The organism is Amycolatopsis sp. NPDC004079 (assembly GCF_040610415.1).
Lineage (GTDB): Bacteria > Actinomycetota > Actinomycetes > Mycobacteriales > Pseudonocardiaceae > Amycolatopsis > Amycolatopsis halotolerans.
Genome location: NZ_JBEXMH010000095.1, coordinates 1 through 26,039 on the forward strand (window position 1 = coordinate 1; position 26,039 = coordinate 26,039).

Annotated in this window: 25 protein-coding genes and 1 pseudogene; 12 read left to right on the forward strand and 14 right to left on the reverse strand. The window is 67.2% G+C overall.

The genetic code is table 11. The features are described 5' to 3' along the window. The first annotated feature begins 168 nt into the window (after positions 1–168). Both ABZX37_RS45315 and ABZX37_RS45320 read left to right on the forward strand, forming a co-directional pair. Positions 169–882: an ABC transporter ATP-binding protein gene (locus tag ABZX37_RS45315; protein ID WP_354750530.1), complete on the forward strand. Its 714-nt coding sequence runs from the start codon at positions 169–171 to the stop codon at positions 880–882. Then, complete coding sequence (locus ABZX37_RS45320; protein ID WP_354750531.1) at positions 879–1,613, forward strand: ABC transporter permease; 735 nt, start codon at positions 879–881, stop codon at positions 1,611–1,613. The genes ABZX37_RS45315 and ABZX37_RS45320 overlap by 4 nt, the downstream gene beginning before the upstream one ends. A gap of 319 nt (positions 1,614–1,932) precedes the next feature. Here ABZX37_RS45320 and ABZX37_RS45325 read toward each other — a convergent pair whose 3' ends face one another. The 4 genes from ABZX37_RS45325 to ABZX37_RS45340 all read right to left on the reverse strand — a co-directional run bounded on the left by ABZX37_RS45325 (position 1,933) and on the right by ABZX37_RS45340 (position 6,248). Continuing rightward, positions 1,933–3,459, reverse strand: coding sequence for a PIN domain-containing protein (locus ABZX37_RS45325; RefSeq protein WP_354750532.1), 1,527 nt, complete (start codon positions 3,457–3,459; stop codon positions 1,933–1,935). A gap of 153 nt (positions 3,460–3,612) precedes the next feature. Continuing rightward, positions 3,613–4,182, reverse strand: coding sequence for a hypothetical protein (locus tag ABZX37_RS45330; RefSeq protein ID WP_354750533.1), 570 nt, complete (start codon positions 4,180–4,182; stop codon positions 3,613–3,615). Then, on the reverse strand, positions 4,179–4,712 hold the full coding sequence (locus ABZX37_RS45335) for a hypothetical protein (protein WP_354750534.1): 534 nt from the start codon (positions 4,710–4,712) through the stop codon (positions 4,179–4,181). The genes ABZX37_RS45330 and ABZX37_RS45335 overlap by 4 nt, the downstream gene beginning before the upstream one ends. A gap of 60 nt (positions 4,713–4,772) precedes the next feature. After that, positions 4,773–6,248, reverse strand: coding sequence for an NAD(P)/FAD-dependent oxidoreductase (locus tag ABZX37_RS45340; RefSeq protein WP_354750535.1), 1,476 nt, complete (start codon positions 6,246–6,248; stop codon positions 4,773–4,775). A gap of 80 nt (positions 6,249–6,328) precedes the next feature. On the opposite strand from ABZX37_RS45340, the gene ABZX37_RS45345 reads away from it, so the two are divergent. Then, positions 6,329–6,970 (forward strand): TetR/AcrR family transcriptional regulator, encoded by a 642-nt coding sequence (locus ABZX37_RS45345; RefSeq protein ID WP_344271219.1) that lies wholly within the window; start codon positions 6,329–6,331, stop codon positions 6,968–6,970. Here ABZX37_RS45345 and ABZX37_RS45350 read toward each other — a convergent pair. The 4 genes from ABZX37_RS45350 to ABZX37_RS45365 form a co-directional block, all read right to left on the reverse strand. Continuing rightward, complete coding sequence (locus tag ABZX37_RS45350; RefSeq protein ID WP_354750536.1) at positions 6,957–7,220, reverse strand: hypothetical protein; 264 nt, start codon at positions 7,218–7,220, stop codon at positions 6,957–6,959. The genes ABZX37_RS45345 and ABZX37_RS45350 overlap by 14 nt on opposite strands. Before the next feature lie 139 nt (positions 7,221–7,359). Beyond that, positions 7,360–8,934, reverse strand: a complete 1,575-nt coding sequence (locus tag ABZX37_RS45355) for an ABC-F family ATP-binding cassette domain-containing protein (RefSeq protein WP_354750537.1) — start codon at positions 8,932–8,934, stop codon at positions 7,360–7,362. 158 nt (positions 8,935–9,092) lie between these two features. Then, the gene (locus ABZX37_RS45360) at positions 9,093–9,740 is read right to left on the reverse strand and encodes a class I SAM-dependent methyltransferase (RefSeq protein ID WP_354750538.1); all 648 of its coding nucleotides are present in this window, start codon (positions 9,738–9,740) and stop codon (positions 9,093–9,095) included. Positions 9,741–9,780: 40 nt separating this feature from the next. Then, on the reverse strand, positions 9,781–10,344 hold the full coding sequence (locus ABZX37_RS45365; RefSeq protein WP_354750539.1) for a class I SAM-dependent methyltransferase: 564 nt from the start codon (positions 10,342–10,344) through the stop codon (positions 9,781–9,783). Positions 10,345–10,433: 89 nt separating this feature from the next. Between ABZX37_RS45365 and ABZX37_RS45370 the strand changes: the two genes are divergently transcribed. Continuing rightward, positions 10,434–11,012, forward strand: a complete 579-nt coding sequence (locus ABZX37_RS45370) for an XRE family transcriptional regulator (RefSeq protein ID WP_354750540.1) — start codon at positions 10,434–10,436, stop codon at positions 11,010–11,012. Here ABZX37_RS45370 and ABZX37_RS45375 read toward each other — a convergent pair. Then, positions 11,002–11,964, reverse strand: a complete 963-nt coding sequence (locus tag ABZX37_RS45375; RefSeq protein ID WP_354750541.1) for a sigma-70 family RNA polymerase sigma factor — start codon at positions 11,962–11,964, stop codon at positions 11,002–11,004. The genes ABZX37_RS45370 and ABZX37_RS45375 overlap by 11 nt on opposite strands. Positions 11,965–12,026: 62 nt before the next feature. Between ABZX37_RS45375 and ABZX37_RS45380 the strand changes: the two genes are divergently transcribed. The 4 genes from ABZX37_RS45380 to ABZX37_RS45395 all read left to right on the forward strand — a co-directional run bounded on the left by ABZX37_RS45380 (position 12,027) and on the right by ABZX37_RS45395 (position 15,357). Continuing rightward, positions 12,027–12,644 carry a maleylpyruvate isomerase family mycothiol-dependent enzyme gene (locus ABZX37_RS45380; protein WP_354750542.1) on the forward strand — a complete coding sequence of 206 codons (618 nt, stop codon included), beginning with the start codon at positions 12,027–12,029 and terminating at the stop codon, positions 12,642–12,644. A 69-nt stretch (positions 12,645–12,713) separates the two neighbouring features. Beyond that, the gene (trpB, locus tag ABZX37_RS45385; protein WP_354750543.1) at positions 12,714–13,871 is read left to right on the forward strand and encodes a tryptophan synthase subunit beta; all 1,158 of its coding nucleotides are present in this window, start codon (positions 12,714–12,716) and stop codon (positions 13,869–13,871) included. Beyond that, positions 13,868–14,581 carry a tryptophan synthase subunit alpha gene (gene trpA / locus ABZX37_RS45390; protein WP_354750544.1) on the forward strand — a complete coding sequence of 238 codons (714 nt, stop codon included), beginning with the start codon at positions 13,868–13,870 and terminating at the stop codon, positions 14,579–14,581. The genes trpB and trpA overlap by 4 nt, the downstream gene beginning before the upstream one ends. A 41-nt stretch (positions 14,582–14,622) precedes the next feature. Next, on the forward strand, positions 14,623–15,357 hold the full coding sequence (locus ABZX37_RS45395; protein ID WP_354750545.1) for a GntR family transcriptional regulator: 735 nt from the start codon (positions 14,623–14,625) through the stop codon (positions 15,355–15,357). Here the strand turns inward: ABZX37_RS45395 and ABZX37_RS45400 are convergent. Continuing rightward, positions 15,331–16,884 carry a PucR family transcriptional regulator ligand-binding domain-containing protein gene (locus ABZX37_RS45400; RefSeq protein WP_354750546.1) on the reverse strand — a complete coding sequence of 518 codons (1,554 nt, stop codon included), beginning with the start codon at positions 16,882–16,884 and terminating at the stop codon, positions 15,331–15,333. The genes ABZX37_RS45395 and ABZX37_RS45400 overlap by 27 nt on opposite strands. Positions 16,885–17,006: 122 nt before the next feature. Between ABZX37_RS45400 and ABZX37_RS45405 the strand changes: the two genes are divergently transcribed. From ABZX37_RS45405 to ABZX37_RS45415, 3 genes are all read left to right on the forward strand, one after another. After that, entirely contained in the window at positions 17,007–18,509 is a 1,503-nt protein-coding gene (locus ABZX37_RS45405; RefSeq protein ID WP_354750547.1) for a CoA-acylating methylmalonate-semialdehyde dehydrogenase, read from the forward strand. A 13-nt stretch (positions 18,510–18,522) separates the two neighbouring features. Continuing rightward, on the forward strand, positions 18,523–19,878 hold the full coding sequence (locus ABZX37_RS45410; RefSeq protein ID WP_354750548.1) for an aspartate aminotransferase family protein: 1,356 nt from the start codon (positions 18,523–18,525) through the stop codon (positions 19,876–19,878). 100 nt (positions 19,879–19,978) lie between these two features. Then, complete coding sequence (locus tag ABZX37_RS45415) at positions 19,979–20,578, forward strand: MarR family winged helix-turn-helix transcriptional regulator (protein WP_354750549.1); 600 nt, start codon at positions 19,979–19,981, stop codon at positions 20,576–20,578. An 88-nt stretch (positions 20,579–20,666) separates the two neighbouring features. Here the strand turns inward: ABZX37_RS45415 and ABZX37_RS45420 are convergent. The 3 genes and pseudogenes from ABZX37_RS45420 to ABZX37_RS45430 all read right to left on the reverse strand — a co-directional run. Then, positions 20,667–21,618 (reverse strand): annotated as a pseudogene (locus ABZX37_RS45420) (catalase); the annotation flags it as partial. Positions 21,619–21,852: 234 nt separating this feature from the next. Beyond that, positions 21,853–22,518 carry a response regulator transcription factor gene (locus ABZX37_RS45425; RefSeq protein ID WP_354750550.1) on the reverse strand — a complete coding sequence of 222 codons (666 nt, stop codon included), beginning with the start codon at positions 22,516–22,518 and terminating at the stop codon, positions 21,853–21,855. Beyond that, positions 22,519–23,697 carry a histidine kinase gene (locus tag ABZX37_RS45430; RefSeq protein WP_354750551.1) on the reverse strand — a complete coding sequence of 393 codons (1,179 nt, stop codon included), beginning with the start codon at positions 23,695–23,697 and terminating at the stop codon, positions 22,519–22,521. It lies immediately after the preceding gene. Positions 23,698–23,868: 171 nt separating this feature from the next. Here ABZX37_RS45430 and ABZX37_RS45435 point away from each other — a divergent pair, with 171 nt between their 5' ends. Continuing rightward, complete coding sequence (locus ABZX37_RS45435; RefSeq protein WP_354750552.1) at positions 23,869–24,099, forward strand: hypothetical protein; 231 nt, start codon at positions 23,869–23,871, stop codon at positions 24,097–24,099. A 1-nt stretch (position 24,100) separates the two neighbouring features. Here ABZX37_RS45435 and ABZX37_RS45440 read toward each other — a convergent pair whose 3' ends face one another. Continuing rightward, complete coding sequence (locus ABZX37_RS45440; protein ID WP_354750553.1) at positions 24,101–25,531, reverse strand: APC family permease; 1,431 nt, start codon at positions 25,529–25,531, stop codon at positions 24,101–24,103. Positions 25,532–26,039: the final 508 nt, after the last annotated feature.

Sequence of the window (26,039 nt, forward strand, 5' to 3'; positions counted from 1 at the left end):
CGCCCTCCCCCCCCACCCCCCCGTGCCGGGCTCCGTGTGGTAATCAGATTCCCTCAAGGAGCCCTTCACGGACCTCCCCAGCGCCCGCCGCGGAGAAAGCCTCACGGGGCGCTTCCCGCCGCGCACCCGTGCTTGACAGGGAAATTCCGCGCGCGCAGAATTAACCGCATGATTAATTCCGCGGTGGCCATCGACGGTCTGCGGGTCGTCCGGGGTGGCCGGGATGTGCTGCGCGACGTGAGCTTCCGCGTCGAGGCCGGTTCGGTCACCGGGTTGCTCGGGCCGAGCGGCTGCGGGAAGACCACGCTGATGCGTGCCGTCGTCGGCGTACAGGTGACCCACGGCGGCACGGTCACGGTGCTCGGCGAACCCGCCGGAAGTCGTCGGCTGCGCAAGCGGATCGGGTACGCCACGCAGGCACCCGCCGTCTACGCGGACCTCACCGTCACCGAATCCCTGCGCTACTTCGCCTCCGTGCTGGGCGCGCCGTCGCGGTCAGTGGCCGACGCGATCGAACAGGTCGGCCTCGGTTCGCACGCCGACGCGCTGGTCGGCCGGCTCTCCGGCGGTCAGCGCAGCCGGGCCAGCCTCGCCGTCGCACTGCTCGGCAAACCCGAACTGCTCGTGCTCGACGAGCCGACCGTCGGGCTGGATCCGTTGCTGCGCGAGCATTTGTGGAACCTTTTCCATCGGCTCGCCGCAGAAGGCACCACGCTTCTCGTATCCAGCCACGTCATGGACGAAGCCGCGCGCTGCACCCGGTTGCTGCTGATGCGCGACGGCGTGCTGCTCGCCGACGATTCGCCGGACGCCCTGCGCGCGGCCACCGGCGAACAAGACCTCGAACGCGCGTTCCTGCACCTGGTGAAGGCTCAGCGATGACTGTCTCGATCACTCTCGCCACCACCCGCCGGATTCTCGCCCAGCTGCGGCACGATCCGCGCACCGTCGTGATGCTCGTGCTCGTGCCGACGCTGCTGATGTTGTTGCTGCGCTTCGTGTTCAACTCGGCCGAGGTGTTCAGCCGGATCGCGCCCGCGCTGCTCGGCGTCTTCCCGTTCGTGATCATGTTCCTGATCGCCTCGATCACCACCCTGCGCGAGCGCACCGCAGGCACCCTGGAACGGCTGATGACGATGCCGCTGGGGAAATTCGACCTGCTCGCGGGGTACGCGCTGGCGTTCGGACTGGTCGCGGTGCTGCAGGTGGCGGTCGCGACGGCGGTCAGCCTGTGGTGGCTCGGGCTGACGGTCTCCGGTTCGGTGTGGTCGCTGCTGCTGATCACCGTGCTCGACGCGTTGCTCGGCATGGCGCTAGGCCTCTTCGTGAGCGCGTTCGCGACGAGCGAGTTCCAGGCCGTGCAGTTCATGCCGCTGTTCGTGCTGCCGCAAACGTTGCTGTGCGGGCTTTTCCAGCCGCGTGACGAGATGGGCTGGGTGCTGCACTGGCTGTCGGACGTGATGCCGCTGTCCTACGCCGTCGAAGCGCTCACTCAGGTGACGCGCAGCGCGGAGTGGACGATGCCGTTGACCCGCAACATTCTTATCGTGCTGGGATGCGCGGTGCTGGCGCTGGGCCTTGGGGCGGCGACGCTGCGCCGTCGTACGCCTTAGAGCCGCCGAGCCGCTGCCCGCAGTAAGTCAAGAAGCAGACCAGCGACCATCTTTGGCCGTCCGCGGTTGAATCGTACGAATTTCCTAGGTCACGTATCGCGCAACTGGAAATCTATTGGAGCCAGCTGACGACTGCGGTCACACGGAAGGATTCGCCAGGCAACCAATCCAAAAAATTATGATTAAATTCACTCCAGCAATAAAAATAGAGCATCCCCGCCCCTACAATTATCGAGCCCCGACCAAGCCGCCGACCATTAAAACAATTCAATTCAGATTCCACTCCTCAGACCTGGAAAATTCGCTGCAGAGCTCCCTACTAAACCAATCCCAGGCTCACGGCTCGCGGATTTCCAACCCACTCTAGGCCATCTAACCAGACTGCCGGTAAGTCAAATTCGTCAATAAACTCGAGGATGATGGGATCCGGCTCCCCCGTAAGAATAAGTGCAACTTTTACCGAGGCTCCCGGCTTCTTATCGGCCAATTCTTCAACAATCCGCACTATTCGAGTTTGAGTCAGCCTGAGATTGTTCAAATAATCCTGCGAAAGAGTATAGTAAGCGATGCGCAAAATTTCTCGCTCCGCCAATAAATCCCAAGGTCCATCTGCTTCCCATCGCTTGAATACTTCGAATCCAAGACGCTCGATGTGTTCGCGGTATCGCTCCCGAACCAACCTCGCCTGCACTCTAAACTGTTCGTTTCTAGCATCCTCCGCCAGGCTTCCTCTGACAATTTTCCGCATCTGATCAATATCGATTCCTCGATCCTTTCCACGTTTAAGTTCTCGCGAATCGACCAAGTGCTTCTGCTGATTCAACTCGAAATGCCGCTCATCAACCCTGGCCGCTTCCTCTACGGAAGAAGTTCGCACATCGACTTCAAGTACTCGCCTGGCATGAAACAGTAGAGATTGGGTGCGCATCATAAAGAGCCGGACTCCCGCAAAATCGGCCATCTCGTCGACCAGTTCAAAACGAGGTCCACGCGTCTTTCCAGCTTGTCGCCTATACCAATCATCACTTCTTGAATCATCCGTCACAAGCAGAACTCCAACCTTGCGACGACGAGCCTCCCGGAGAGTTTGCACCCAGTAAATATAGTCACCGCAAGGATCGTCCTTGCCAGAATCCTTGTAGCCCGGTGGAATCTTTTCAGCGATCCTCCGTCGCGCCTCCTCCCTAGCCTTCACTTCATCTTCCACCTCAAGTCGCTTGCCAACCTTGCCCGAAAAAATACGCCTCAGACTCGCCAGGATATTGTCCTTATTAGTGTCCCAATGACCGCTTACCCCTTCAGGGTCTCCAAGTTCCTTGATGGCCTTAATGGCAGACTTGAAACCACTTTGAATCAAATTAGAAAGTTCCTCGCCATTGGGATTATCGAGAGATATTCGATTCGCCCATGCGGAAACGATTTCTGGAGCTTGAGAAGAGACTCCCTCCAAGGCGTCAACCGTCTCCTTGGTCACCTTCTTTAGATCTTCTAGCGCCCCCTCCCGATTCTTCCAGAACTCAAGCGCGACCTGATGAGGAATCCACAGGCGATCACCAAGTTTGCCAAGAACATTGAATAAGTCTTCACGAGTGGAGGTCGCATACCTATAAAGATTCAGCAGAACGTTAGCGTCAAGAACAACCATCCCAGATAGCATTACACTTTGATAATCACCATCCGTAGGCGTAAGGTAGCCCCCGAACTCGTCCTCCAGATCCATCAGTTCTTTCTTCTGTTCATTCTCACTATTCACGCGCTGCCCCACCCTGCTCACGTCGATCGTTACACAAGGTTTGACATCCTTGCCTAGCAAGCCGAACATGTCAAAGGCCCTCTCGACCCACATCGCTTGACCTTCAACGCGTGGAGAACGCCGCACCACAAGAGAAGTTGCCGATCATTTACTGGTGCTGCCGTCATTTTATTGGCGACTGGCCAGTCAGCGGCTCGATGTCGCGGGACGCACCCTCGGCGCGGCGACGCTGCGCCGTCGTACGCCTTAGAGCCGCCGAGCCGCTTCCTCGTAAGCCGCGCGGTTGCGGTTGAGCCATTTCGCGAAGTACTGGTCGGACTGGGTGTAGACGTATCCGGGCGGGACGAACAAAACGGCGAAGACCGCGAAGGTGCCGAGCCCGATGATCGCCAGCTTCAGCACCGCGTCCGGCGGGTTGCTGGACATAAAGGACAGTCCACATACGACAGCGGCGAGGAGTCCCATTCCCGCCGCGGCGGAGAAAGCCCCGCGCAGGTTCCCCGGAGTACGACCGGCGGGCGGACGCGAATCCGGGTTCACCGCACGTTCGGTCGCGGGCCTGCCGCGCCAGATCAAGACCCCGCCGAGCCACAGCACCGCGAAGAAGACGCCGCCGCCCGCCAGGCTGAAACCTCCGGCCGCGGAATGGGCCAGCACTCCGACCAGCAGCCCGCTGACGCCGAAGAGCCCGGCGAGGCTGGCCGTCATCACCCGGTAGACCCGCCGCGTGGTGACGATCGCCTGCAGCCGGACGGTGTAGTCGCGCAGCCGTTGTTCGGGAGTGTCCGCGACCGCGCGGACCTGGTACCCGCTCACGGCTTCCGGACGAAACCGGCGGCGCGGAGCCGGTCGGTCTCGCGGACGTCGATGCTCGTGCGGACCCCGTTCGTCACGGTCACGTCGCCGTTGAGCACACCGAGCGCGATGATCACGAAGCCGAGCGTGCGGATCAGCATGGCCCAGCCCGCTTTGCCGAGCCCGATCCGGCCGCCGTCCCGGAGCCGGACGAGGCGGATCCCGTTGAACAGCGCGCCTAGGCCGCGGCCGTTACCGTAGAACCAGCCGTACAGCAGCGGCAGCACGAAGAGCCCCGCCACCCCGATCACGCTCGCGCCGACCGCGGCGTCGACGCTGTACGACTTGAAGTAGTACGCCACCGCCGCGGCGACGGACAGGCCGGTGACCAGGAGGAAGTCGACCAGCCAGGCCCAGATCGTGGAAGCGGTCCGCGCCTCGACGTACAGGTCGCCGTTCTCGAACGCACGAATCCGCGCCGCCGCGCCCTTGCCGAGGACGGGTTCGGCCTGCGTGCGGAGGCGGGCCAGGACGTCTTGCTCAGTCTTCACGCCAACCTCGACGCCGATCGAGGGCCGAAGGTTCCCTTGACCGGCGCGCATCACCCGGGCTCACGCGAAGCAGTAATCCTCCAACGGGAACCGCGCCGCCTCCCGGTGCGCGCTGATCGTCGACGTCGGACGCAGCAGTGTCGCCTCGCCGTGCTGGTTGAAGTAGTAGCTGTTGGCCGTCGCGCACTGGCCGAGCGAGAACACCGAATGCCCGACCTTGTGCTTCATCCGGTCAAGGAACTCGTCGTTCGCCCGCTGGGTCACCTCGAACACGTCGGAGCCGCGAGCACGCATCCCCTTGAACAGCCGGTCGATGTGCTTCATCTGGCATTCGATGGTCGTGAAGTACGACAGGCCGCTGTAGGAATACGGGCTGTTGAGCGAAACCAGGTTCGGGAACCCGGGCACGGTCACGCCCTCGTACGCCTGGAACCGGTTGTCCCGCCACCATTTCCCGAGGTTCTTGCCGTCCTTCCCGATGATCTCGATCGCCGGGAAGTTCACGTCCCACAGGTTGAAGCCGGTGGCCAGCACGAGCGTGTCGATCTCGGTGCGCTTGCCGTCCGCCGTGACGATCCCGGTCTCGTCGATCCGCTCGATGCTGGTGGTCTCCAGGTGCACGTGCGGGCGGGTGAAGGCCGGGAAGTAGTCGTTGGAGAACGTCGGCCGCTTGCAGCCGAAGGAGTAGTCCGGGGTGAGCTTGCGGCGCAGTTCCGGGTCGCGGACCTGGCGGTACAGGTGCGCTCGGCACCAGCGTTCGGCGATCCGGTTGGCGCCGCGGAACTGCCGGTACTGCACGACGCCGGAGATCATCATCAGCTCCAGCACCGAACTGCCCGCCAGCCGCACCGCGCGCTGCACCAGCGGCAGCTTCGCGAACGCCTGCTGCAGCGGCTTCGGCACGGCGTAGTCCGGCTTCGGGCTGACCCAGATCGGCGTGCGCTGGTAGACGGTCAGGTCCGCGGCGACCTTGGCGATCTCCGGGATGAGCTGGACGGCCGTCGCGCCGGTGCCGATCACCGCGGCGCGCTTGCCGGCGAGGTCGTAGCTGTCGTCCCACTTGGTGGTGTGGATGACCTTGCCCGCGAACTTCTCGATGCCCTCGATGTCCGGCATCTTCGGCTGCGACAGGAAGCCGGTGGCGGTGAGCAGGTATTTCGCGGTGACCGTCTCGCCGCCTTCGATGCTGACCCGCCAACTGGAGCCGTCCCAGGTCGCGCCGGTCACCACTGTGCCGAACCGCATCGAACCGCGCAGGCCGTACTTGTCCGCGACGTGCTCGGCGTACTTCTTCAGCTCCGCGCCCGGCGCGAACAGCCGCGACCAGTACGGATTGGGCTCGAACGAGTACGAGTAGGTGGACGACGGGATGTCGACGGCCAGCCCCGGGTACCGGTTGACGTGCCAGGTCCCGCCGAGGTCGTCCTCGCGGTCGAGAATCAGCAGGTCGCGGTAGCCGAGGCGGCGAAGCTGGATGGCCGCTCCCATGCCGCCGAAGCCCGCGCCGACGATGACTGCGTCGTACTGCGCGTCCATGTCCGACCTCTCGTCCGGAATTACTTGTCAGTAACGGAACGGTATGTCACTTCGCTGGACTTGGCAATACACTGCAGTGTGTGACAGCCCAGGAGAGCGCCCGCACCACCCGAGCCGAGCGCAAGAAGCAGGAACTGCGCCGCGAGATCATCGACGCGGCCTTCGACTGCTTCGCCGACCTCGGGTACCACGCCACCGGCATCTCCGACATCGCCACGAAGCTCGGCATCGGGCACGGCACCTTCTACCGCTACTTCCAGAACAAGCGCGACATCGTCGACCACGTCATCGACGACCTGGTCGCCCGCATCGTCACCGCGCTGACCGCGGAGAACGCGCCGGACGCGGTGTCCACTTTGGACGCCTACCGCGAGCAGACCGCCCGGATCGGCGACGCGCTCGCGCAGATCTTCGGCGAGGACCCGCGCGTCCCGCGGCTGCTGCTGTTCGAAGCCGCCGGTATCGACAAAGCGATGGCGGCCCGGGTACTGGACTTCTTCGAGCTGGCCACCGAACTGACCGCGGCGTATCTGTCGCACGGCGTGGAACTCGGCTACCTGCGCGCCGATCTCGACGTCGACAACAGCGCACGGGCGATCAACGGGATGATCCTCGCGTCGGCGATCGCCTCGCTGCGCAACCCGGACCCCGACGAACAACGCCGAATCAGCGAAGCCGTGCGGCGGATGATGTACGACGGGATCGCGGCTAGGCGAGAGTGACGCCGGTCAGCTTGTCGGGGTTGCGCACGAAACACAGCGTCGACACGCCCTGGTTGTTCGCTCGCACCGTGACGGTGGTCGGCGCCTTGCCGTCCTGCAGGAAACCGCGCCCGCGCCGCCGTTGATGATCGTCACCTCCTCCATCGTGGAGATTCCGATGAGGAACTGCGCGATCCGGTCCGGGCCGAACAACGGCTTGCGCACGGAGCTGCGGGTTCGCGAAGTCTGCTCGGTTGATCAACAGAGGCATGATGCCTAGCCTGCCCCGCGGATGTTTCGCGGATGTTGCCGCGCGATGCCGAGGTCCGTGAAGGGCTCCTTGAGGGAATCTGATTCCCTCAAGGAGCCCTTCACAGACATCTGTGGGAGCGATCGCCCAGCCTCCCGGTTCAGAGCGCCAACCGCGGCCAGGAAGCCGTGTCGCGCAACAACTGTCGGTCGTGCGTGGCCACCACCACCGCGGCCGGAGTCGACTGCAGGGCGGCGGTCAACTCGTCGACCAGCGGCGCGGACAGGTGGTTCGTCGGCTCGTCCAGCAGCAGGACCTGCGGGCGCGCGGCCAGCACCAACGCCAGGTCCAGCCGCCGCCGGGCTCCGGTCGACAGCTCGGCGATCGGGCGGTTCCGGTCGTACCCGCTGAGCAAGCCGAGGTCGGCCGGGGACCGTTGCTCGAGCAGTTCGGCGGCGGTGCGGCGCGCGGGAAGGTCGGATTCCTGGCCCAGCCAGCCGATCCGCACCGACCTCGCGTGCGTGACCGTGCCCGACGTCGGCTCCAGCGCCCCGGCCAGCACCGCCAGCAACGTCGACTTCCCAGCCCCGTTCTGGCCGGTGACGACGAGCCGGTCCGCGCCGCCGAGCGTCAGGTCGACCGGGCTGTCCAGCCGCCCAGCGACGGTCACCCCGGCGGCCCGCAGCGCGACGGTTCCTTGGTGCTGCGGCAATTCCGGCATGACGAACCGCGCCGGTGGCGGCGGGACAGCCACCACGTGCGCGTTCAGGTCCTCCTGCCGACGATGGACAGCGCGGACCAAGCCGGGCGCCCGGGTCGCGCGGGTGTGCTTGCCGTGGCCCTTTTCCGGACGCCAGTTGTCGCGCAATCGGTTCTGCGCGGCGGAAAGGTCGTCCGCCAGGCGCTGCCGTTCCGCTAGTTGTTCGGCGTGCAGTGCCTCCCATCGGGCCCGTTCGGCCTGCCGGGCTTCCACGTACGCCGAATAACCGCCGCCGTAACCGCGCGGACGGCCGTCGCTCGACGGGTCGAGGTCCAGCACCGACGTCGCAACATCGGCGAGCAACGCACGATCGTGGCTCACCAGCACGACCACGCCTGGGTACGCGCGCAGTTGCTCGGTGAGGTGGGCAAGACCGGATGCGTCGAGGTGGTTGGTCGGTTCGTCCAGCAGCAGCACGGAATGTCCCGCGCCGAGCAGACACGCCAGTCGGACTCGATGCCGTTGCCCGACCGAGAGTGTCCCGAGTGGACGGCTCCGATCGTCGACCGCGTTCAGTGCGGCCAGCGAAACTTCGACCCGCCGGTCCGCGTCCCACGCGTCGAGGGCTTCGGCGTCCGAGAGCGCTTCGGCAAAAGCGTTGTCCGCGCCGGGCTGCCCTTCGGCGAGCGCGGTCGTCGCGGCTTCCAAGCGGGCCAACGCATTTCGTACCGCAGCCAATTCGAGGTCGATCAGATCGCCGACATTTTCCTGTTCTCCCAAAGGAATCTGCTGGTCGGCAACACCGATCGTGCCCGCACGGCGGACGTCGCCATGATCGACCGGCTGCGTCCCGGCCAGCACGCGCAGCAGGGTGGTCTTGCCACGCCCGTTCTCGCCGACAACGGCGACCCGGTCACCGGCCGCCGCGACCAGATCGACCCCGGCGAGCACCGGACGGCCGCCGAAGGTTACGTGGACGTCGGACAGCCGGACGTGCGCCGTACGCACGAGCGCAGGCGAAAGCGGAGATGTCATGAGGGAATGCCTCCGAAGAAACGTGATGAACAGCAAGGACGAGGGCCGGTGCCGCGAACGCGCGCGGACCGGTGGAGGCGGTAATCCCTCAGAGGTAGAACTGGTGCTGTATCACGATCGCCAGGATAAAGATCTTCCCCGCGGCGCGCATCCGAATTTCACCGCGCGTGTGCCCGGGCGGCCAGCACGATCGGCAACGGAGTGCCGGTCTCGGCGAACCGGTCGAGAGTCAGACCGGCGTCGAGGAACCCGTTCAACAGTTCGGGCAGCGGCCGGTGCGTCGCACCGACTTTGTCGCGAATTCCCTGGTCAGTCCACGATTCCTTGGTCCAGTGCCCGTCGAGGTAGCCAGGGCGGACGACCACCGGGGCCGGATCGCCGCGGTCGGCGAATCCTCCGCAGAAGCACGGATGGACGCCGACGTGCACGAACACTCCGCCCGGCCGCAGCACCCTGGCCACCTCGCGCAGCACGGCGAAATACGCGGGCATGTCGGTGTGCACCAGGACCGCGACCACCGCGGCGACGCTCCTGTCCCGAACCGGCAACCGCGCGGCGTCAGCCTGCGCGATCGGCAGCCGGGCGCGAGCATGCCGCAGCATCCCGCTGGACAGGTCAACGCCGACCGGCGTCCAGCCCAGCTCCCGCACCAGGTCAGCGTGCACGCCAGTGCCGCAGCCAAGCTCCAGGCACACGCCGCTGCCGTGGCCGAGAAGACCCCGCAACGCCTCGGCACCAGGGTTCACCGGCTGGGCGCGAAGGAATTCCTCCTCGTACCAGTCCGCGATCTCGTCATAGGCCGCCACCACTCCAGTGCACTACCGAACCGCTCGTGGCCGCCACCGATTACGCGTTGGGCGAAGAAACCTTGCGTGCGCAGAGAATCGTGTCGTGCAATTCCCCGCCCGGAACCTTCCTGGTCCGGTTCTCCGCGACCGTGATCGCCCACTGGGCAGGATCCAGCCCAACGTCGTGGACGGTGATCGTCGACTCCGGCGGATGCATCTCCCCGTGGTGATGCCCGATCACCAGCAGCGTCCCGCCCGGCGCGACCCACTCCGCGAGCCGCTCGAACAGCGGACCAGCAGCGTGCACGTAATGCGTGGCGACCAGGTCGAACTGTCCTTCCGGGGACCATTTCAGCAGGTCAGCACACACCCAGTCGACCGCACTCGACCGTTCGCGCGCGTGCCGCAGCACTTCCGCCGACAGGTCGACCGCCGTCACCTGCCACCCGTTCCCGGCGAGCCAGACCGCTTCGGTGCCCTCCCCGCAGCCAGCGTCCAACGCGCGTCCGGGCGGGAGCTTCCCCGCCTCCTCGACCAGCCGCGGATGCGGTTCGAGCTGCGCGTGCCCGGCGGCACCAGCCCAGTGCTCGTCCCAATAGGACTGATCGAATGCGTGCGGCACAAGGAGTTCCTTTCCTGCTTCCTGTTTCCAGCTTGCAAACCCTCCGGCACGACTGGCAAGGAATCTTGCCAATCTGTCAAACTCGGCGGATGGACGACGACCGTGCCCTCGACGCAGTCGGCCCCCGGCTGCGCGAACTGCGCCGGAAACGGGAGGTCACGCTGGCCGAACTCGCCGCGCAGACCGGCATCGCGGCCAGCACGCTGTCGCGCCTGGAGTCCGGCAGCCGGCGACCCACCCTGGAGCAGTTGCTGCCGCTGGCCCGCGCACACGGCGTGACCCTCGACGAACTGGTCGACGCCCCGCAAACCGGCGATCCGCGCATCCACCTTCGCCCGATCAGCTGCGCCGACGGCGTAACGATCCTGCCGCTGACGCGCCGTCCGGGCGGGATCCAGGCGTACAAATTCATCCTTCCCGGGCAAGGGAAACCGCAGGAACCAGACCCCAAAACCCACGAGGGCTACGAATGGACTTATGTCCTCAATGGACAGCTAAGACTGGTGCTCGGCGAGCACGACATGGCCCTTTCGCCGGGCGAGGCAGCGGAATTCGACACCCGGGTCCCGCACTGGTTCGGCGCGGCTTCGGCGGAACCGGTCGAGTACTTGTGCCTGATCGGCCGGCAGGGGCAGCGCGCGCACGTGCGGGCAGCGCCTAAGGCGTGACCGACGCAGGCAGTCCCAAGGCCGGGAAATGCTCCGCGCCGAGGAACGACGTGAGGTCGCGGATCCGGTCGCCGCGCAGGGTCAGGACGGTGATCGACCACGCCTCGTGGGCGGCAGTCGCCGAACCGCCGAGGTAGAAGGCCACTGCGGGCTGGGCGTTCGCGCTGGTCAGCCGGAACCGCCAGCTCGGGCATCGCGTCATCGGAACCTGATAGGCGAAATCCACCACAGCGGTGCGGCCGCGATACCAGTGCGGCAGCGGCGGCATCGACCAAGTGACGTCCTCGGTCAGCAGGCGCACCAGGCCGTCGACATCGCCGCTGGTGAGAGCGGTTGCGAAGCCGGTCACCAGTTCCTGGAGGCGAGCGTCACCGAGGGTGCGGAGGGTTTGTTGCTGAGTGCCGGCGGGGACGTGTGTCGAAATGGTCCGGCGGGCGCGGGCCAGGGCGGAGTTCACCGAGGTCACCGACGTTTCCATTATCGCGGCGATCTCGGCGGCGGAGAATCCGAGGACGTCGAACAGCAGCAGCGCCGCCCGCTGATTGCCCGGCAGGTGGCGGCACGCGGCGACGAAGGCCAGCTCGACCGCCTCGCGTTGTTCGTAGCTGGCCGCGGGGAAATCGGGGCACGGGCCCAACCAGGCCACGTCGGTGCGCGGGGTCCCGAGCACGACCTGCTCGCTCGATGGGCCCAGGTCGACCGGCAGCGCACGGCGGCCGCGCTGCGCGATGAGGTCCAGGCAGGTGCGCGTGGCGACCGTGTAGAGCCAGGTGCGCAGCGCACTGCGGCCCTCGAACCCGGACAGCCCCCGCCACGCTCGCAGCAACGCCTCTTGGACGGCGTCGTCGGCATCGTGGATCGACCCGAGCATTCGGTAACAGTGCGCACGCAGTTCGGCACGCAACGGGGCCACCGCACGAGTGAACGCCGTTTCGGAAGAAAATTCCCCCACGACCGACGATTCTGCCGCATCCAGCCGGTCTCACCTGGCAACCACGACCGAGGAGAACCGGAATGACCGCCACCTGGCCGCAGATCCACGCCGAACGCGCCGCGCTGGCCGACGACCTCGCCGAACTGCCCGACGACCGATGGAGCACCGCGTCGCTGTGCGACGGGCTCTCCGTCCGCGAGGTGCTGGCCCACCTCACCGCGGGCGCGTCGCTCACGCCGTTGCGCTGGATGGCGGGCGTAATCCGCTGCCGTTTCGACTTCGATCGGCAGGTCGCGATGCGATTGGCCGAGCACCTCGGCGACCGCCCGGCCGACACCTTGGCCCGCTTCCGCCGGGTCGGCGCCAGCACGACCAAACCGCCGTTGCCGGTCGTCGCGATGCTCGGCGAGATCGTCGTGCACGGCGAGGACATTCGCCGCCCGCTCGGGATTCGCCGTGAACACCCAAGCGACGTCCTCACCGCGGTGGCCCGTTACTACCTCGGTTCCGACCTCGTCGTACTCGCCAAAGGACGCGTCCAAGGCCTCCGCCTCGCGGCGACCGACAGTGACTTTTCCGGCGGCTCGGGACCCCTCGTGACCGGCCCGACGCTCGCGCTGATCATGGCGATGACCGGCCGCTCCCGGTTCCTCGACGACCTGGACGGCGACGGCGTCGAGGTCCTGCGGCAGCGCTGAGGGCCTTGCACTTCGCCGTCAAGAGTTCTATAACAGTGGAGACAGTTATAGAACTCTAAGGAGAAGCCCATGCGCACCCCCACCCAGAAAGGACGCTTCGGGGAGTACGGCGGGCGCTGGGTGCCGGAATCCCTGGTGCCCGCCTGCCTCGAAGTCGCCGACGCGTTCGAGAAAGCCTGGGTCGACCCCGGCTTCCGCGAGCAGCTCCAGACGATGCTCGCCCGGCACGTCGGCCGGCCGACGCCGCTGACGCCCGCCGAGCGGCTGTCTGCCGAACTCGGCGTGCGCGTCGTGCTGAAGCGGGAAGACCTCACGCACACCGGATCGCACAAGATCAACAACGCGGTCGGCCAGGCGCTGCTCGCGCGGCGGATGGGCAAGCGGCGGCTGATCGCCGAGACCGGGGCCGGGATGCACGGCGTCGCGACGGCCACCGCGGGCGCGCTGCTCGACCTGCGGGTCACGGTGTTCATGGGCGAGCAGGACGTCGAACGCCAGTCCCACAACGTGTTCCGCATGCGCTACCTCGGCGCGGAGGTCGTCCCGGTCTCGAGCGGCAGCCGCACGCTCAAGGACGCGACCAGCGAGGCGATGCGGCACTGGGTCAGCTCGACCGAGGAGGCGCACTACTGCCTCGGCTCGGTCGTCGGGCCGCATCCGTATCCGTGGATGGTGCGGGAATTCCAGCGCGTCATCGGCGAGGAAGCCCGCGAGCAGTACGCGGCGACCCCGGATTTCGTCGTCGCGTGCGTCGGCGGCGGGTCCAACGCGGCGGGCACCTTCGCGGGATTCGCCGACACCAGCGCGCGGCTGGTCGGGGTGGAAGCGATCGGCGGATCAGGCGCGACGTTCGGCCAGGCCGGAGTGCTGCACGGTTCGCGGTCGCTGTTCCTGCAGGACGAGCACGGGCAGATCCTCGAAGCCCACTCGATCGCGGCCGGGCTGGATTACCCCGGTGTCGGACCGGAACACGCGCACCTGCGCGATCTTGGCCGGGCTCAGTACGTCGCGGTCAACGACGAAGCAGCGGTCGCCGCGGCCTCGCAATTGGCTCGCACCGAGGGGATCATCCCGGCACTCGAATCCGCGCACGCGCTTGCCTGGGTGGCCGAAGCCGCTGGTACGCCGGATCTTCCGGCGGGCTCGACGGTGCTGCTCACCCTGTCCGGCCGCGGCGACAAGGACATCGCCACGCTCATCGCCCGCTCCGAGGAGTCCCGCGCATGAAAACCGACCGCAAAATCCTGATGCCGTATATCACCGGCGGAGTTACTCCACAGTGGACTGACTATCTCCCGGCGCTGGCCGCGGCCGGTGCGGACGCAATCGAAGTCGGCATCCCCTTCTCCGACCCGACATTGGACGGCGTGACCATTCAAGAGGCGTCGAACGTGGCGCTAGCCAACGGAACGACCCCGCAAAGTGTCCTCAAAGCACTGTCCGAGACCACAGTGGACGTTCCGATCATCGTGAGCACCTACGCCAACTTGGCCATCCGAAAGGGTTTCTGTGCTGACCTGAAAGAAGCCGGAGTCGAGGGCCTGATCGTTCCGGATCTTCCCTTGGAAGAAGTGCCCGCGATCGAGGAGGGAATCGACCTGGCACTGCTGGTCTCCCCCGCGACACCGACCGACCGCGCGCACGGGATCGCCGCACGGAGCCGAGGTTTCGTCTACGCCGTCTCGTCCATGAGCACCACCGGCGAACGCGACCACCTGCCCGCCTCCGCGATCGACCTCGCCACCCGGCTGAAGAACGCCACCGACCTGCCGGTTCTCGTCGGCTTCGGCATCTCCCGACCCGCGCACGCCGCTGAGGCCGCGCGGGTGGCGGACGGCGTGATCGTGGGCGCGGCGATCATGCGGCGGGTGCTCGACGGCGCCGGTCCGGCGCAGGTCGGCGAGTACGTCGCGACCCTGCGAGCCGCGCTGGACTAGAATCCGCTGGTCAAGCCAGAACTGGACCAGAACGGACGCGCATGGCCCGATACCGAGCGATCGCCGCGGATCTCGCCGCGAAGATCCGCGCCGGGGAGTACGCGCCCGGCGCGGCCCTGCCGCCGCAACGGGAGCTGAGCGCGTCCTACGGCGTCACGCTCATGACGCTCCGGCAGGCGCTGCGCGAACTCAGCGACGAAGCCCTGATCGTGCAACAACCCGGCCGCGGCACCTTCGTGGCGCCGACACCGGCCTCGTACCAGCTGGGCTCCCTGCGCAGCTTCACCGAGGACCTGCGCGATCAGGGTTACGTCGTGCGCACCGAAGTCGTCAGCCAGTCGGTCCGGCGGCTGCCCTCTCGAGTCGCGGCTCGGCTGCAGGCTCGGACGACTGATTCCGGCCTGCGACTGGAGCGCGTACGCGAATTCGGCGGCCGCCGGGCGATCCATCAGGTGTCTTGGGTCGCTCCACCGCACGGAGAACGCTTGCGAGACACGGACTTCACCACAGTATCGCTCTACAGTGCACTGTCCGAACTGGACGTCGTGGTCGACCGGGCCGCCGAAACCATCCGCCCGGACGCCCTCGACGACAAGCTCGCCCGCCTCCTCGACGAACCGGTCGGCACCCCGGTCCTGGTCAGCGAACGCACCACCAGCACCCCGGACGGCACGATCGTCGTCATCGACCGCGCGACCATTCTCGGCAGCATGATGCACATCAGCACCGAGCGCGCCGCCGACCGGCTCTCACTGCGTTGGGGAGCCGGAAGCTGAATCGCGGTGTCCATGCGCCAAAACGGCCAGGTGCAAGGAAAGCCGAGTGTCCGAATCGGACAGATCCACCCCCAGCAACCGCTCAATCGTCGCCAACCGCGAATACGCCGCCGGACGACTCAAATTCACCACCTTCGCGAACTCAGTCATCGAATAACCCGACTCGACAAAAGCCCGCAACGTCGCGAACGCCCGACCGGCACGCGGCTCCGGCAACGTCAACAACGGCCGCAACTGCGCCTCGGTGAACTCATGCAACCGCGGATGCTCCCGCAACCACCACAACAACCCGCGCACCCCCAAGTCGCCAGCCCGCCGAAGCCCAGGCGCGCCAGGCGATTCGACGTCCGCGACATGCACCGCCTCTTGCAACGCGGCCGGCAGTTCACCGAGCCGTCGCACCGGCCCAGCCGCTCCGAAAGCCGCCGCCAGTCCAGCCGGAACACCGGCGACCACCCGTTCCAGCAGGGCTTTCTCCGCGGCCGCCGAGGAACACGGGAACACCGCTGCCACCCGTCCCTCGGCCAGCACGCCGCCGATCCCGTCGCTGGTCAGCACCGCGTCCAGCAACGCTCGCTCCTGCCCGGTCCGAGCCGGGCGGCACACCAACACCGCGTAGTACGCCGCCGACGCCAGTCCCAACGCCCGGGCCCGCGCGCGGACCGAACCCTCGTCCGCGCCGTGCAACAGGTCTCGCAGCAAATCGCCCTGTGCCTCGATTTCCACCGACAGCGGCGAGCGTTCCAGCAACTTCCCGACGGTCAACGCCTCAGCCGCGCGTTCGAGCACCATCCACGCCGCCGGCTGCTCCGCCGACCGCGCGGGCACGACCAGCCGACCCCAGCGTTCACGTGGCGGCCCGACCGGCGTGCACATCCAACTCTCCGGACCGCCGACCTCAGTCGCCGCCGAAAACGGCACTCGCCGGGACCGTGCTGGCCAATCGCGCAGCAAAGACTCCGCCGAGCCGACGCCAGCGAACGCGAGCGCTCGATGCGTCCGGTCCTCCAGCACAACCGGCAAACCGATCAAGTCCGCCGCGTGCGCGAGGACTGCATCCGGTGCCTGCGAAGCCGACCCGACCGTGCTGAACGCCTCGTGCGCACGCTCGGCGAGCCGCAACCGCTCGTAATGCGCGTTGACGATCCGCGCGTGCACGATCTCGGTCACCTCGATGAAGCGCACCGTGCTGCGCAGCTCCACCAGCGGAAACCGCGCGGCGCGAGCGGCCTGCACCAGAGCGTTCGGCACCGCCTTCAGATGCTGCCCCGGCTCCACGACCAGCCCGATCGCACCGGCGTCCCGCAGCGACCGCACATAGGCCACCGCGTCGAAGCCCGGCTCGGTGAACGCCCGTCCGATGGAGAGCACCAGAACGTCGCTGGTCAGCGTCCCGGCGACGTCGCTCAGCTCGCTCACGTGCACCGAGCGCACCGGCACGTCGACCGCGTCCGCCGCCGAGCGCACGACCGGGGACCCGGCGGCCATCACGGGCAGCTCGAGGACGTCGCGCAGAGTCAGGTGCACGACCTCAGCATAACCCGACGATGTGTAAAGCAAGGCCCCCGCAAACCGACGCTTCGTCGGTTACCCGCGACCCGTCCGGGAGGGACCCTCAGAGGGCGAATACCAGGAAGAAAGGTGGCTCGATGAGCGATTCCGTGCCGACGCTGTCCCAGTGGATCGCCGGCGGCGAGGCAGCAGGTGCGCCGGACGGCTACGGGGACGTCACGAACCCGGCGACCGGGAAGGTCACCGCGCGCGTGCCGCTCGGCTCGGCCGCGGACGCCGAGGCCGCGATCGCCGCCGCGAAAGCCGCGTTCTCGTCCTGGCGCAAGACTTCCCTGGCGAAGCGCAGCCGGGTGCTGTTCCGGTTCCGCGAACTGCTCGACGCACGCGCGCCTGAACTGGCCGCGATCATCACCGCCGAACACGGCAAGGTGCTCTCCGACGCGGCGGGCGAGGTCGCACGCGGCCTGGAGGTCGTCGAGTTCGCCTGCGGGATCCCGCAACTGCTCAAGGGCGCGGCGACGGCCAACGCGTCGACCGGCATCGACGTCACCTCGCTGCGCGAGCCGCTCGGCCCGGTCGCGATCATCTCGCCGTTCAACTTCCCCGCCATGGTCCCGATGTGGTTCTTCCCCATCGCGATCGCCGCCGGGAACACCGTCGTGCTGAAGCCGTCGGAGAAGGTGCCGACCGCCGCGAACTGGATCGCTGAGCTGTGGCGCGAAGCCGGTCTCCCTGAAGGCGTGTTCAACGTGTTGCACGGCAACAAAACCGCGGTCGACGCACTGCTGCACAGCCCGGACATCGAGGCGGTCTCGTTCGTCGGCTCGACCCCGATCGCGCAGTACGTCTACGAGACCGGCACGGCGAACGGCAAGCGCGTCCAGGCGCTCGGCGGCGCGAAGAACCACATGGTGGTGCTGCCCGACGCCGACCTCGACCTGGTCGCCGACCAGGCCGTCAGCGCCGGTTTCGGGTCTGCGGGCGAACGCTGCATGGCAGTGTCGGTGGTGGTCGCGGTGGGCGACGTCGCCGACGCGCTGGTGCCGCGGATCGCCGACCGCGCGAAGACCCTGGTGACCGGCGACGGCACCCGCGGCTGCGACATGGGCCCGCTGGTCACCGAAGCGGCGAAGGACCGCGTGTCCGGCTACATCGCCGCAGGAGCCGAAGCTGGCGCGACACTGGTGCTGGACGGCCGCCAAGGCGAGTTCGACGCGGACGGCAACGGGTTCTTCGTCGGCCCGACGGTGTTCGACAACGTCCGCCCGGACATGCCGATCTACACCGACGAGATCTTCGGCCCGGTGCTTTCGGTGGTGCGCGTGGAGACGTTCGCCGACGCGATCGAGCTGATCAACGCGGGACCGTACGGCAACGGCGCGGCGATCTTCACCAACAACGGCGGCGCGGCCCGCCAGTTCTCCGCCGACGTCGAGGCGGGCATGGTCGGCGTCAACGTCCCGGTGCCGGTTCCGGTGGCCTACCACTCGTTCGGCGGCCGGAAGAACTCGCTGTTCGGCGACACCCACGCGCACGGCGGCGAGGGCGTGCACTTCTTCACCCGCGCCAAGGTCGTCACCACCCGCTGGCCGGGCCCCGAACAGGGCGGACTCGACCTCGGCTTCCCGCAGAACGTCTGAGAGGGGATCGGCGATGGACACTCAGTCGGCAGCAGCCCGGCACCTGTGGATGCACTTCTCCCGCATGGGAAATTACCAGGACTCGCCGGTCCCGGTGATCACCCGCGGCGAGGGCGTGCACGTGTGGGACGACCGCGGCCGCCGCATCCTCGACGGCCTGGCCGGGCTTTTCGTCGTGCAGGCCGGACACGGCCGCCGGGAACTCGTGGAAGTCGCCGCACAGCAGGCGAACGAACTCGCGTACTTCCCGATTTGGGGCTATGCCACGAAACCGGCGGCGGAACTGGCCGAACGGCTCGCGCACCTCGCGCCGGGCGACCTCAACCGCGTCTTCTTCACCACCGGCGGCGGCGAGGCGGTCGAGTCCGCGTGGAAGGTCGCGAAGCAGTACTTCAAGCTGACCGGGAAACCCGGCAAGCACAAGGTGATCAGCCGCGCGGTGGCCTACCACGGCACCCCGCACGGCGCGCTCGCGATCACCGGGCTGCCCGCGATGAAGAAGGACTTCGAACCGCTCGCGCCGGGCGGTTTCCGCGTGCCGAACACCAACCTGTACCGGCATCCGGAGTTCGCCGGCGACCTCGAAGCGTTCGGCCGCTGGGCCGCGGACCGGATCGAGGAAGCGATCCTGTTCGAGGGCGCGGACACGGTCGCCGCGGTCGTGCTCGAACCGGTGCAGAACTCCGGCGGCTGCCTCACACCGCCGCCCGGGTACTTCGAACGGGTACGGGAAATCTGCGACCGGCACGACGTGCTCCTGGTCGCCGACGAGGTGATCTGCGCGTTCGGGCGGCACGGCACGACGTTCGCCAGCGAGAAGTTCGGCCTCCAGCCGGACCTGCTGACCTGCGCCAAGGGGCTGAGCTCCGGCTACAGCCCGATCGCCGCGCTGATCGCGTCGGACCGCGTGATGGAGCCGTTCCTCCGCGCGGGAGTCGGCTTCCCGCACGGCTACACGTTCGGCGGTCACCCGGTTTCGGCCGCGGTCGCGCTGGCGAACCTCGACCTGATGGAGCGGGAAGGACTCAACCAGCGCGTGCTCGACAATCAGGACGCGTTCGAGGCGACCCTTGGCAAGCTGCTCGACCTGCCGATCGTCGGCGACGTCCGCGGCGACGGCTACTTCTGGGCCGTCGAACTGGTCAAGGACAAGGCGACCCGCGAGACGTTCGACGCCGACGAGCGGGAACGCCTCGTCCGCGGCTTCCTGCCGGGCGCGCTGTTCGACCGCGGCCTCTACTGCCGTCCGGACGACCGGGGCGACGTGGTCGTCCAGTTCGCTCCGCCGCTGATCGCCGGGCAGGCGGAGTTCGACGAAATGGAGCAGATCCTGCGGGACGCGCTGCTCGAGGCGCAGAAACTCGTCTGAGCCAACTGGCGAGGGAGGGGGCCGGGACCGTGTGGTCCCGGCCTTCTTCCGTGCCGTCGCCTATCATGAGTAAAGGAGTCCTAACCGCGAGGCGGCGCGCATGCCCGAGCACCAACCCGGCCTCGACCGCCGACTGGCCGACGCCATCGAGCGGCTCGGGAACGGCCTGCGCGCGCTTTCCCAGCGCAGCGCCCGCACGCAGGGTCTTTCGCCGCTGCAGCAACAGGCGGTGCTGTCGCTCTCCCGCCATCCCGCGCCGCGCCGCGAGGTCAACGCACTGGCCGCGGAATTCGACGTCACCACCCCGACGATGTCCGACGCGATCAGCGCTCTGGAGCGCAAAGAGCTCCTGACGCGCTCACCTGGCTCGGACGGCCGACGTCGCCTGCTCACCCTGACCAAGCGCGGCTTTGCTGCCGCTGCGGCACTGTCGGCATGGGATCAGCAATTGGTGCAGTCGCTGGCCGCGGTGCCGGAAACAGATCGGGCTACGACACTGAACACGTTGTTGCGGGTGATCGCGGACCTGCAGCGCGGCGGCGCGATCAGCGTGGCCCGGGTGTGCACGACGTGCCGGTTCTTCGGGCGGGACGAGCATCCCGATCCGAGGGCTCCGCACCATTGTCACTTGATGGGGAAACCCTTGGAGTTGACGGAATTGCGCACCGACTGCCCGGAACACGTGCAGGCGCCCGCCTGACCTCTCGCCAACAACTGCGCCGCCTCAGCCTTGCCAACCGTCCGTGAGGGGAACCCTGACGGACAGCGGCGACCCGATCCGGAGCCGGTCACAACACCCCGGTCTCCTCACACGCCTTCCGCACCCCGGCGCCGTAAGCCGGATCCGCCTTGGCGCAGTTGTCGATATGCCGCTCGACAGTCTCCTTGCGCGCGCCCTTGATCCCCCGTGCCGTACTCTCGAGAAGCCGCTGCCGCGCACCTTCGTCAAGCCGGAACAGGTTGTCGTCGTCCTCGCGGTAGTCGAACCGGTCCGCGACCGCACCAGCGGCACCCGCGGGCTCGGCATACTGCGGCTGCTCCTCCCACCGCCCGAAGGAGTTCGGCTGCACGCCCGGCACCCCGCCCTGGTTGCCGTCCACTCGCGTTGCGCCGTCGCGGTGATAGGTGTTCACCAGCGTCGCCGTAGGAAACAGTCTGCCGTGCAACATCTTGTCCGGGCTGACCGAGATTCCCGGCACCAGGTTGGCCGGGGTGAACGCGGCCTGCTCGACGTCGGCGAAATAGTTCTCCGGATTCCGGTTCAGCTCCAGCTCCCCGACCTCGACGAGCGGGTTAGTCCTTCTTGCTCCACACCTTGGTGAGGTCGAACGGGTGGAACCGGTAGGTCGCCGCGTCCGCCTCCGGCATGAGCTGCACATACAGCGTCCACTTAGGATAGTCGCCGCGCTCGACGGCCTCGTACAGGTCGCGCTGGTGCGATTCGCGGTCCTCGCCGATGAGCGCGTCCGCTTCCCGGTCGGCCAGGTTCTCGATGCCCTGCTGGGTGCGCAGGTGGAACTTCACCCAGTGCCGCTCGCCCGCGTCGTTGATCAGGCTGAAGGTGTGCGAGCCGAAACCGTGCATGTGCCGGTAGGTCTTCGGGATGTCGCGTTCGGCGTCCGCCGCGCCGCGTTCCCCGGCGACGGTCGAGAATCGCACGAACGTCTCGACCTCGTTGCCAACCTTGCTGAACAACGCGGCCCTCGTGTAGCCGCTGATGTCGTGCGTGACGGTGAGGCTGTTCTGGTTGTCGGTGAACTGCCCCTCTTTCGTCGTCGGCGCGGAGAACCAGCCGGAAACTAGTGAAGCCTCGCGGAAAATCGTCCGGAACGCACGGGCGATTCGCTGCGACAAACAGCGTCAATTGCCCAGTCAGACTATTCCCGATAGACCGATTCGCATTCCATCGGCGAACACGCTCTCATTTCCGAATACCTGCGCGCGTGCGGCTTGTCGCGGAGATTTGCGCACTGCTCACTCCTCGCTGTCGCGCACCACGAGCGCGATCTGCACCCGGTTCACCACGCCCAGCTTCGCGAACAGGCTGCTCGTATGCGCCTTCACCGTCGCCACGCTGATGTGCAGCCGCGCCCCGACCTCGGCGTTCGACAGCCCCTCCGCGATCGCCCGCGCGGTATCCCGTTCGCGTTCGGTCAACGCGGCCAGCCGCGCCCGCGCCGCCTCCCGCGCGGTCCGCCGGGTCTCCGACGACTGCGGCCCCATCGCCGCGGTGATCAACCTGCTGGTGGCCGCCGGGGACAGCGCGGGATTCCCGTCGGCGACCGCGCGCACCGCGGCCAGGATGTCCGGCGGCGGGGTGTCCTTGAGCACGAAGCCGAGCGCCCCGGCCCGCAGCGCGCCGAGCACCATCTCGTCGGAGTCGAAGGTGGTCAGCACCAGGATCCGCGGCGGGTCCGGCCAGCCGAGGATGGCCTCGGTGGCGCTCAGGCCGTCGCGGCCGGGCATCCGCACGTCCATCAGCACGACGTCCGGCCGGATCCGGCGGACCTCGGCGATGGCGGCGTCGCCGTCCGCGGCCTCGCCGGCGACCTCCAGGTCGGCTTCGCCGTCGAGCATGAGCCGCAACGACATCCGCACCAGCTGATCGTCGTCGACGATCACGACCCGCACCCGGTCCACTCACTCGCTCCCTTCGCCGCGGGCAGGCCACGGCAGCCACGCGGTCAGCACGAACCCGCCGTCCGGGTCCGCGTGATGGTCAAGTTCACCACCGGCGAGCTCGACCCGCTCGGACAGCCCCAGCAACCCGAACCCGGCCGACGGCGGCGGCTTCTCACCCCTCGCCGCCCCCGAATCCCGCACAGTCACGCGCAGGCCGTCGCCTTCCCCGCCCTCCACCGTGACACACACTTCCGCGCCAGGTGCGTGTTTCCCGGCATTGGTCAGTCCTTCTTGGACAATCCGGTACACCGTCCGCGCAAGCAGATCCGGCGGCGTGCCGATGGATTCCGGGATGTACGCGACGTTGACCCCCAGCGCCCGCGCATCGGCGACCAGCGCGGGCAAAGTCGCGAGCGACGGCTGCGGCGGCTCAAGCCCACCCGGACTCGCCCGCAGCACCCCCAGCACTTCCCGCAACTCCTCCAGCGCCTGATGCGCGCCGTCAGCGATCCCCTTGGCCAACAGCGACACCTGGTCAGAAGGCAGATCCGTCCGATGCCCCAGCACCCCGGCCTGCATCGCGACCAGCGAAACCCGATGCGCGAGGACGTCGTGCATCTCCCGCGCGATCCGATGCCGCTCGACGATCCGCGCCTCCGCCGCCCGCGCGACCTGCTCGCGTTCCGCGCTCTCCGCACGTTCCCGCAGCGACTGCAACTCCTCGCGCCGCGCCCCGATCGCCGCCCCGACCGCCACGACGATGCCGGTGATCAGCACGATGAACGCCACCGACAGCCACCAGGGGTCGGGATCCGCACCGCGCGGGTAAATACCTTCGGTGATCGCCCCCGTCGCGATGCAGGCAAACCCGATGAACGCAGTCTCGAGCGGCCGTCGCCGGGTGGCGAGCGACCCGAGCACGAGCAGCGCCGCCCCTCCCGCGGACGACGACACCGCCGAGACGATCACCACTCCCGTCGCGATCGAAAGCGGATACTTCCGCCGCCACAACGTCGCGACCAGACACCCCACGCCGATAATCGGGTCGCCGAAGAGCAGCCACCCGATCCGCGGGTCGTCAGACCCCTCCGGCAGCTGGGCGGCCACCGCGACCCAGGCGAACACCCCGAGCAGCGCGGCCACGAGCAGCCGCCACCCCTGCTGCCACGCCTTGAGCCTGACCTGCGGAACGATCACCCGCCCATCTTCGCCGATCCGCCCGGCCCGTGCAGCCGTCCACGGCACAGCGCCGCTTTAGACCAAAGTCGTATCCCTCGACTTTGGTCGGCCCCGATTCGCTCCGCAGGTCCGATGCACAGCTGCTTGCCGACCGCCACGCTTGAGCCACCACGAGTCAGGGGAGAACACATGAGCAAGGGCGGCTACACAGCAGTGCAAACGGTCGGCATGGTGATCACAGTCGTATGCGCACAGGCCGCGATCCGCAGTTTCTTCGACCACGACGCACGCCAGCTGTGGGGTGCGTTCGACTGGGTCCCTGGCGGATGGACCGGTCAGCTCATCGCCTTAATAGTCCTGACGCTCATCGGAATAGCAATCGCCAGCTGGGGCGCCAACCGGACCAAGACGAAAAGCTGACTCAATGCACGTCCGGCCCGAGCGCCGCATACGTCTCGGGCCGCCTCCGTCGCAAATAGACCGCTGTGACGAGCCCAGCGACAATCAGGATCGGCAACAACCACGGCAACAGCCCAATCCACGCCGCGTCCGACCCAGCCATCGTCGAGAAATTCACCACAGCCAGCACAATTACCCCGATCAACCCGGCCCCGCCCAGCCCCGGCGCGACGAACGTGCTCCACCAATGCGGATCACGTCGTTGCCGGAAGAACACCACCACCGCGATCGACGCCATCGCCTGCAGCACGAGGATCGCCAACGTCCCGAACCCGGTCATCGACGACGTCAAGAACGCGACCGGGTCAAGTCCCAGCACCGCGAAGATCGCCGCCACCACAGTAGCGAACCCGATCTGCGCCGCACTGGCGTTACGCGGCGTACCAGAAACCGTGCGCCCCAACGCCTTCGGCAACACACCATCACGAGCAAGCGCGTAGATGTAGCGACTAGCGGAGTTGTGCAGCGCCAGCAACGCGGCGAACAAACTCACCACAAGCAGCAACTGCATGACATCAGTGAGCACAGTCCCGAGAACATCCTGCGAGGTAGCGAGCAACAGATCGCCAGCCGCGAGATGGTCCTGCGCCACAGATTTCGCGCTCCCCACCCCGATCGCGCTCACCAACGCCAGCGACGTGACCGCCGCGAACACTCCAATCGCAATCACCGCAATGTAGGTAGCCCGCGGCACCGACTTGTTCGGGTCACGCGCTTCCTCGCTGAACAGCGCCGTCGCCTCGAACCCGATGAAACACGTGGCAGCGAACAACAACCCCAGCCCGATCGACCCGGACGTCACGACCGCGGGCGACAACGCACTGAACGAATACCCGGACTTCACCAGCACCGCGACGTCGAACACGACCAGAATGCTGACCTCAAGGATCAACGACACGGCAAGCACCTTCGCCGAAACGTCAACCCCGCGCCGGCTCAGCAAAAACACCGCCGCCACCGACAACCCAGCCCAAAACTCCCACGGCAAATCAAGATGAAATACCCGGTTGACGACACCCCCCGTCAACGCCCCAGATGTCCCCACCGCCCCAGCCACGAAACAGTTGTACCCAGCCAACGCGACGAACGCCCCGGAAAGCCCAGCCGGACGCCCCAACGCCGCGACAAGATACGCGTAAAACCCACCGGCATTGGAGACGTACCGGCTCATCCGCGCGTACCCAATGCCGAACAACAACAGCACGACCCCGGCGATCAGGAACGACGCAGGCATCCCGCCGCCGTTCCCCAGCGCGATCCCCAGCCCCGCGATCACGACCATCCCCGTCAACGGCGCGACAGCCGCCAACACGAGAAACGCGATCCCGCCAGTCCCCAACGCATCAGCGCGAAGCTGCCCTCCGACGGCCTCCGGTGTCGACTGCTGTGCCATCCAGGCCTCCCGATCCACTCCAGGGCGACCGTTGCCCCGCGAGCGTCCCAGTCTGCTTGCTCAGCGGCCTATCGCCTTGTCGCCGCAGGCAGAGGTCTTGGCAATCCGCGCACCCCGCCCCTGGTCGCGCTTTCCGTGAGGGGAACCCTGAGGGAATCAGAGTCCCTCAGGGTTCCCCTCACGACCAGCGGCGGTCCGTGAGGGGCCCCTCCACGGACTCAGATTCCCTCAAGGAGCCCTTCACGGACCGCCCCCCACCTCCGCGATGCACCCAATGCGGCGTTCGGTGCGTCCCACGCACCCAATGCGGCGTTCGGTGCATCTGACGCGCCCAACGCCACATTGGGGCGCTAGCCCCAACCCGAAACCGCCGCCGGTGCACCCACGCATCGAGGCACCCAGCCCCTCCCCCAACCCCGATACGAAGCCTCCCTGCGGTTCGGGGGTGCTTGTCAAGGCATCTTTCCCGCCTTGACAAGCACCCCCGAACCGTCAGCACAATCAAGCT

What these genes read in the sequence shown, in the direction of transcription:
- ABZX37_RS45435 (WP_354750552.1), top strand. Translation starts at nt 23,869, where the DNA reads ATGAGCAAGGGCGGCTACACAGCAGTGCAAACGGTCGGCATGGTGATC.
- ABZX37_RS45395 (WP_354750545.1), top strand. Translation starts at nt 14,623, where the DNA reads ATGGCCCGATACCGAGCGATCGCCGCGGATCTCGCCGCGAAGATCCGC.
- trpA (WP_354750544.1), top strand. Translation starts at nt 13,868, where the DNA reads ATGAAAACCGACCGCAAAATCCTGATGCCGTATATCACCGGCGGAGTT.
- ABZX37_RS45370 (WP_354750540.1), top strand. Translation starts at nt 10,434, where the DNA reads ATGGACGACGACCGTGCCCTCGACGCAGTCGGCCCCCGGCTGCGCGAA.
- ABZX37_RS45440 (WP_354750553.1), bottom strand. Translation starts at nt 25,531, where the DNA reads ATGGCACAGCAGTCGACACCGGAGGCCGTCGGAGGGCAGCTTCGCGCT.
- ABZX37_RS45355 (WP_354750537.1), bottom strand. Translation starts at nt 8,934, where the DNA reads ATGACATCTCCGCTTTCGCCTGCGCTCGTGCGTACGGCGCACGTCCGG.
- ABZX37_RS45315 (WP_354750530.1), top strand. Translation starts at nt 169, where the DNA reads ATGATTAATTCCGCGGTGGCCATCGACGGTCTGCGGGTCGTCCGGGGT.
- ABZX37_RS45350 (WP_354750536.1), bottom strand. Translation starts at nt 7,220, where the DNA reads ATGCCTCTGTTGATCAACCGAGCAGACTTCGCGAACCCGCAGCTCCGT.
- trpB (WP_354750543.1), top strand. Translation starts at nt 12,714, where the DNA reads ATGCGCACCCCCACCCAGAAAGGACGCTTCGGGGAGTACGGCGGGCGC.
- ABZX37_RS45320 (WP_354750531.1), top strand. Translation starts at nt 879, where the DNA reads ATGACTGTCTCGATCACTCTCGCCACCACCCGCCGGATTCTCGCCCAG.
- ABZX37_RS45325 (WP_354750532.1), bottom strand. Translation starts at nt 3,459, where the DNA reads ATGTGGGTCGAGAGGGCCTTTGACATGTTCGGCTTGCTAGGCAAGGAT.
- ABZX37_RS45415 (WP_354750549.1), top strand. Translation starts at nt 19,979, where the DNA reads ATGCCCGAGCACCAACCCGGCCTCGACCGCCGACTGGCCGACGCCATC.
- ABZX37_RS45410 (WP_354750548.1), top strand. Translation starts at nt 18,523, where the DNA reads ATGGACACTCAGTCGGCAGCAGCCCGGCACCTGTGGATGCACTTCTCC.
- ABZX37_RS45340 (WP_354750535.1), bottom strand. Translation starts at nt 6,248, where the DNA reads ATGGACGCGCAGTACGACGCAGTCATCGTCGGCGCGGGCTTCGGCGGC.
- ABZX37_RS45405 (WP_354750547.1), top strand. Translation starts at nt 17,007, where the DNA reads ATGAGCGATTCCGTGCCGACGCTGTCCCAGTGGATCGCCGGCGGCGAG.
- ABZX37_RS45380 (WP_354750542.1), top strand. Translation starts at nt 12,027, where the DNA reads ATGACCGCCACCTGGCCGCAGATCCACGCCGAACGCGCCGCGCTGGCC.